General features: G+C 71.6%; 1 pseudogene. It reads left to right on the forward strand.

What is annotated here, in order from left to right:
• Positions 1-46: 46 nt before the first annotated feature.
• Positions 47-6,964: pseudogene (locus BFF76_RS00195) on the forward strand (type I polyketide synthase); the annotation flags it as partial.
• Between the last annotated feature and the right edge of the window lie 33 nt (positions 6,965-6,997).

The raw sequence follows: 6,997 nt of genomic DNA on the forward strand, positions 1-6,997 counted from the left end.
CGTGACCACATACCTGGAGCTGGGTCCTGACGGCGTGCTCTCCGCGATGGGACAGGACTGCGTCGAGGACTCGACCTTCGTACCGGCCCTGCGCAAGGACCGCGACGAGGCGCGCACACTGGTCACCGCCCTTGCGGAACTCCACGTACGCGGGCGGTCCGTCGACTGGGCGGCGTACTTCGCCGGCGCCGGCGCCCGCCGCGTCGATCTGCCGACCTACGCCTTCCAGCGCGAGCGGTACTGGCCGGAAGGCGGGGGGCCGCTCATGGGTGGCCAGCGAGCCCCGGAGGCATCCTCGTCCCTCGACGCGACCTTCTGGGACGCCGTGGAACAGGAAGACGCGGCGGCGCTCGGGGCGGCCCTGGGGTCGGACGAGCTGGCACCGCTCGAGGCGATGCTGCCCGCGCTGTCCTCATGGCGCCGTCAGAGCCGCAACCTCACCACCGTCGACGCCTGGCGCTACCGCGCCACCTGGCAGCCCGTCTCCGCAGTCCCGCGCGCCGAGCTGGAGGGCACCTGGCTGGTGGTCACGCCGGAGAACGACGTGACGCACCCCCTCACCGACGGGCTCCGAGCACACGGCGCCGACGTCATCCACCTCCCGCTCGCCGACACCGTCGGCCGGGAGGAGCTCGCCGGAATACTCGCCGACCACCCCGACCTCGCCGGAGTGTTGGCAATGCCGACAGCGGCGGACGAACCGGCCGCCGGAGCGGTGGGCGCCGACGTCATCAGGACCCTGACTCTTCTCCAGGCCCTGGGTGACGCGGGCAGGACGGTTCCGCTGTGGTGCCTGACCCGCGGCGCGGTGTCTGTGGGCAGGTCGGACGGGACGGTCAACCCCTTGCAGGCGCAGGTCTGGGGGCTGGGCCGGGTGGCCGCGCTGGAACACCCGCAGCGCTGGGGCGGGTTGATCGACCTGCCCGAGGCGATGGACGAGCGGGCCGTGGGCCGTGTCTGCGCGGCACTGGCGGGTATCGATGCCGAGGACCAGATCGCGATCCGGGCATCGGGCGTCTACGTACGACGCCTCGTCCGCACACCCGGTACCGGACAGGGGTCCCCGTGGACGCCACGGGGGACTGTTCTGATCACCGGCGGCACGGGTGTCCTGGGGGCGCATGTGGCCCGCTGGGCTGCCCGCAACGGAGCCGAGCGGCTGGTGCTCACCAGCCGCCGGGGCATCGACGCCCCGGGCGCGGCGGAGCTCCGGGACGAGCTCGTCGCACTCGGAGCGGCAGTCACCGTCGCAGCGTGCGACGTCACCGACCGTGCCGCGCTCACCGAGCTGGCGGACGGCCTCCGGGCCGCCGGATCACCGGTGAGGGCCGTGCTGCACACCGCCGGAGAGGCCACGTCGCAGCCGCTCGCCGAACTGGACACAGACGGCCTCGAAGCCGTCCTGTCCGCCAAGGTGGCCGGGGCGGACAACCTGGACGCGGTGTTCACGGACGACGACGCGAACGCGTCACTCGACGCGTTCGTCCTCTTCTCCTCGATCGCGGGCGTGTGGGGCAGCGGTGGGCAGGCCGCCTACGCGGCGGCCAACGCCCACCTCGACGCCCTGGCGCTGAGCCGCCGCGCACGCGGTCTGGCCGCCACCTCGGTGGCCTGGGGACCGTGGGGCGGCGGCGGGATGGCACAGGGCGAGGCCGAAGCGCATCTGCTGCGACGCGGACTGCCGGCCATGGCTCCCGAGCGCGCTGTCGCGGCTCTGCAGCAGACGCTGTCCGAGGGCGACTCCCTCATCACGGTGGCCGATGTCGACTGGGCGCGCTTCGCCCCGGCGTTCACGGCGCTCCGCCCGAGCCCGCTGCTCGCGGAACTCTCCGACGTACGCGAGCTGCGGGAGGCGGCGTCCGCACCGGCCGGCGACACCACGTCAGCCCTGCGGGACCGGTTGGCGTCGGCCACCGGAGGGGAGAGGACCAGGGCACTCCTGGAACTCGTACGCAAGCAGGCCGCGGTCGTGCTGGCGCACCCGAGCACCGAGTCGGTCACGGCGGTGAGCACCTTCCGCGAGTTGGGCTTCGACTCGCTGACCGCCGTCGAGCTCCGCAACCGTCTGGCCAAGGAGACGGGGCTGACGCTCCCTGCCACCATGGTGTTCGACCATCCGACGCCGACGGTCCTGGCGGAGCATCTGCGTACCGAGCTGTTCGGCGGCGAGCTCCAGCGGACCGACGCCTTCACTGCCGTGGCGTCGGCGGACTCCGACGATCCCGTCGTGATCGTCGGAATGAGCTGCCGGTTCCCCGGGGGCGTCCGCTCGCCGGAAGAACTGTGGGAGCTGCTCGCCGCAGGCGCCGACGGCGTGTCCGGATTCCCGGTCAACCGGGGCTGGGACTTGGACTCGCTGTACGACCCGGACCCGGATCACCCCGGTACCTCATACGTGTCGGAAGGCGGATTCCTGCATGACGTAGGGGACTTCGACCCCGGCTTCTTCGGGATCTCCCCCCGCGAGGCCACCGCGATGGACCCGCAGCAGCGGCTGCTGCTCGAGACGTCGTGGGAGGTGTTCGAGCGGGCCGGCATCGACCCCGCCTCCCTGCGCGGAAGCCGCACCGGCGTCTTCACGGGGACCAACGGCCAGGACTACTCGGCGCTGCTGTTCATGTCGGCCCAGAACTCCGAGGGCCACATGGGAACCGGCAACGGCGCGAGCGCCGTGTCGGGCCGGCTCTCGTACACCTTCGGGCTGGAGGGCCCGGCGGTGACCGTGGACACGGCGTGCTCGTCGTCGCTCGTCGCGCTGCACCTGGCCATCCAGGCGCTGCGGGCCGGGGAGTGCTCACTTGCCCTGGCCGGTGGCGTCACGGTGATGTCGACGCCCGGTGCGTTCATCGAGTTCTCCCGTCAGCGCGGTCTCGCCGAGGACGGCCGGTGCAAGGCGTTCGCAGACGCGGCGGACGGCACGGGCTGGGGCGAGGGCGCCGGCATGCTGCTGGTGGAGCGGCTGTCGGACGCGCGGCGCAACGGTCACGAGGTGCTGGCGGTCGTACGAGGTTCGGCGGTGAACCAGGACGGTGCGTCGAACGGCATGACGGCCCCGAACGGGCCGGCTCAGCAGCGCGTCATCCGTCAGGCACTTGCTTCGGCCGGTCTCTCCCCGTCCCAGGTGGACGTGGTCGAGGCGCACGGCACGGGGACCCGGCTGGGTGACCCGATCGAGGCTCAGGCGCTCATGGCGACCTACGGACAGGAGCGCGTCCACGGGCGGCCGCTGCTGCTGGGATCGATCAAGTCGAACATCGGTCACACGCAGGCCGCGGCCGGTGTGGCCGGGATCATCAAGATGGTGATGGCGATGCGGCACGGGAAGCTGCCGCGCACCCTGCACGTCGACAGTCCGTCCTCGCAGGTGGACTGGTCGGCAGGAGCCGTCGAGCTGCTGACCGAGTCGGTGGGCTGGCCGGAGACGGAGGAGCCTTGGCGTGCCGGGGTCTCGTCGTTCGGGATCAGCGGCACCAACGCCCACACGATCATCGAACAGGCACCTCCCGCCCCGGCCGCGGCCGTCGCCATCGCGCCGCCGGTTCTGCCGTGGGTGCTGGCCGGCCGGTCGGAACGAGCCCTGGTGGCTCAGGCCGGGCTCCTGCGGTCACACCTGCTGCGGCGTCCGGAACTCGAGGCGCTCGACGTGGCGTTCACCCTCGCCACCGGCCGAGCGGCGTTCACACACCGGGCCGTGGTCAGCGGCGCGGACCGTGACGCGCTGCTGCGCGGTGTCACGGCCCTCTCCGAGGGCGGTACCGATCCTCAGGTGACCGTGGACCAGGAGGTCCCCGGGCAGGTCGCGGTGTTGTTCTCTGGTCAGGGTGCGCAGCGGTCGGGTATGGGCCGTGAGCTGTACGAGTCCTACCCGGTGTTCGCGGACGCGTTCGATGCGGTGTGTGCGGAGCTGGACCGGCACTTGGATCAGCCGATCCGGGATGTGGTGTTCGAGGGTGGTGAGCTGCTGGATCAGACGCAGTTCACGCAGGCCGGTCTGTTCGCTCTCGAAGTGGCTTTGTTCCGTCTGGTGTCGGCCTGGGGCGTGAAGCCGGACTATCTGCTGGGGCATTCGATCGGCGAGCTGTCGGCGGCGCATGCGGCCGGTGTGCTGTCGCTGGAGGACGCGGCGAAGCTGGTGGCGGCGCGAGGCCGTCTGATGCAGGCGTTGCCGGCGGGCGGGGCGATGGTCTCGCTCCAGGCAGCCGAGGACGAGGTCCTGCCGCTCCTGACCGACGGCGTCTCGATCGCAGCACTCAACGGACCGTCTTCGACCGTGATTTCAGGTGATGAGGACGCTGTCCTGGCGATTGCCGCGCACTTCGAGGCCGAAGGCCGAAAGACCAGGCGGCTTCGCGTCAGTCACGCGTTCCACTCACCCCGCATGGACGCCATGCTCGACGACTTCCGTGCGGTCGCGAAGACCCTGACCTTCCACCAGCCCACAATCGGGATCGTCTCCAACGTCACCGGCCGGACAGCCGGACCGGATGAACTGTGCGACCCCGAGTACTGGGTGCGGCACGTCCGTCAGGCCGTCCGCTTCCTCGAAGGGATGCGAGGTCTGGAGGACCTGGGAGTCGCGACCTTCCTGGAGCTGGGCCCCGACGGGGTGCTCTGCGCCATGGGCCAGGACTGTGTCACCGCGCAGGACGCGGCGTTCATTCCCGCCCTGCGCAAGGACAGGGACGAGCCGGCCACCCTGGTCGCCTCGCTCGCCGGACTGCACGGGCGGGGAGGCCCCGTCGACTGGTCGGCGTTCTTCGCCGGAACCGGCGCCCGGAGCGTCGAGCTGCCGACATACGCTTTCCAGCGGCAGCAGTACTGGCCTGAGCCGGCCGGACAGGAAGGCGCCGGCGATGCCGGGACGTCTGCCCTTGACGAGCGGTTCTGGGCAGCGGTGGAACAGGAGGACCTGACCGGCCTGGTCGAGGGCTCAGGACTCTCCGCCGACCAGCCGCTCAGTGCGGTGCTCCCCCTGCTGTCGTCGTGGCGTCGGCAGTCCCGTGAGCAGTCCACCGTCGATGCCTGGCGCTACCGGGTCACCTGGAAACCGTCCGCCGCATCCGGCGCGACTGCTGCCGCATCGGGTACCTGGCTGGTCGTGGCGGCGGAGGAACACCATGGTCACCCGGTCGTCACCGGCCTGCGTGAACACGGCGGTGACGTCGAGCTGCTGACGGTGGGCAGTGGCGCACAGAATCGGTCGGTGCCGGCCGAGGAACTGGCCGAGAAGCTGGCCGGGTACGGGGAACTCGCCGGTGTCGTCTCCCTGCTGGCGCTGACCCACAGCCCGACGGCGGCGAACCTGAGTCTTGTCCAGGCTCTGGGCGAAGCCGACGTCCCGGCTCCCCTGTGGTGTGTCACCCGGGAAGGGGTGAGCGTGAGCCGCAGCGACACGGCACCTGACCCGGAGCAGTCGCAGCTGTGGGGACTGGGCCGGGTCGTAGGACTCGAACAGCCGCACCGTTGGGGCGGGATGATCGACCTTCCCCCGACGACGGACGAGCGAGCCGTGAGCCGTGTGGTCGCCCTGCTGACAGGAGGCGGCGCCGAGGACCAGTTCGCGGTGCGCTCCTCCGGGGTGTTCGTCCCGCGCATCGAGCGGATGCCGGCCCACACGGCCGGACCCGAGTGGGAGCCCAGGGGCACGGTGCTGGTCACCGACGCCTCCACGCCCCTCGGCTCGGGCGCCGCACGCTGGCTGGCCGGAACCGAGGCCGACAAGGTGGTGCTGATGGTTCCGGAAGGCGCCGAAGCAGCGCCGGACGCGCTGTCACAGCTCGATGGGCGCGGCCACGTGGTCCGCTGCGACGTCGCCGACCGCAAAGCACTCGAAGCGCTGGTCCGCGAGCTCACCGAGGAGGGCAGCCCGGTCCGTGCCGTGCTGCACACGGTGGGCGGCAACCAGCTCACCCCGCTCGACGCCCTCCGCATGGACGGCGTCGACGGACGGCTGGCTGCGAAGGTGGTGGGTGCGGCCCACCTCGACGAGGTCTTCGCCGACACGGAACTGGACGCGTTCGTCCTGTTCTCCACCATCGCCGGTGTCTGGGGCGGCGGCGGTCAGGGGGCGTACGCCGCGGCGGGCGCCTACCTGGACGGTCTGGCGCAGAACCGCCGGGCGCGCGGCCTGGCCGCCACCTCGGTGGCCTGGGGGCCGTGGGCCGAGACGGCGTCCGCCACGCCGGAGGACGCGGCCTCGGAGGAACAGCTCCGCTTGCGGGGGCTGCCCGCGATGGCGCCGGAGCTTGCGCTCACCGTCCTGCGGCGTGCGGCCACCGACCACGATCCGCTGCTGACGGTGGCCGATGTGGACTGGGCGCGGTTCGTGCCGGCGTTCACGGCCATGAGGCCCAGCGCACTGTTCGAGGACCTGCCGGAGGCCGTGGAGGCACTCGACCGCGGCGCCGAAGGCGAAGGTGTCGACAAGGATGCCGCCGAGGAACTGCAGCAGCGCCTCGCGGGACTCTCCGAGGCGGACAGGGAGGCGGAACTGATACGGCTGGTACGCACCCACGCCGCCGCCGTTCTGGGTTACGCGAATATCGAGGAGGTCGGCCCCGGCCGGGTCTTCCGCGAGCTCGGATTCGACTCGCTGACGGCCGTGGAACTCCGCAACAGGCTTACGCGGGCCACGGGGCTGAGGCTGCCCGCCGGGCTGGCCTTCGACTATCCGAGCGCCGTCGCCGCCGCCGGCTTCCTGCACGCGGAGCTCCGGTTCGGCTCGGACACCACAGGGGCGTCGCTGCTCGCGGAGCTGGACAAGCTGGAGGCGGCGACAGCGGCGAACGAGCCCGACACCCTCACCAGGGCGAAGGTCGCCATGCGCCTCCAGGCATTCCTGGCCAAGTGGTCCGAAGGGGCGACGGCAGAGGCTGACCCGGCGGACGTGACCGACAAACTCGAATCCGCCTCCGACGACGAGATATTCGACTTCATCAACAACGAACTGGGGCGCTCGAACTGACGGCCACGGCCCCGGCGTGGCGCGCGGACCGCG

This window comes from Streptomyces mutomycini (assembly GCF_001700505.1).
Classification (GTDB): domain Bacteria; phylum Actinomycetota; class Actinomycetes; order Streptomycetales; family Streptomycetaceae; genus Streptomyces; species Streptomyces mutomycini.